Here is a 272-nt window from a genome sequence, read left to right as displayed (position 1 = left end):
GGAATTGGGTGCAGGCTTCAACCCTGAATTCACCGGCCGAGAAAACGTCTACCTGAGCGCTGCATTTTATGGTTTGAGTAAAGAGCAGACAGACGAGCGTTTCGATGACATCGTGAATTTCTCCGAGATCAGGGATTTCATCGATCAGCCAGTAAAAACCTATTCAAGTGGCATGTTCGTGCGGCTTGCCTTTGCCACCGTTGCTCACGTCGATGCCGACATCCTCATCATCGATGAAGCATTGGCCGTTGGCGACGCCATCTTCACTCAGA

The 272-nt window shown here is 50.7% G+C and carries 1 protein-coding gene; it reads left to right on the top strand.

Going from position 1 to position 272, the window contains the following annotated elements; genetic code table 11:
- Positions 1-272 (top strand): ABC transporter ATP-binding protein (locus AAEY93_RS20600; RefSeq protein WP_351079528.1); only part of this gene is annotated, 272 nt, incomplete at both ends.

Source organism: Shewanella sp. CAL98-MNA-CIBAN-0140 (assembly GCF_040309905.1).
GTDB classification, from domain to species: Bacteria; Pseudomonadota; Gammaproteobacteria; order Enterobacterales; family Shewanellaceae; genus Shewanella; species Shewanella psychromarinicola.
The sequence above is the reverse complement of the archived record's forward strand: the minus strand, read 5'-3'. Positions and strand labels throughout refer to the sequence as shown.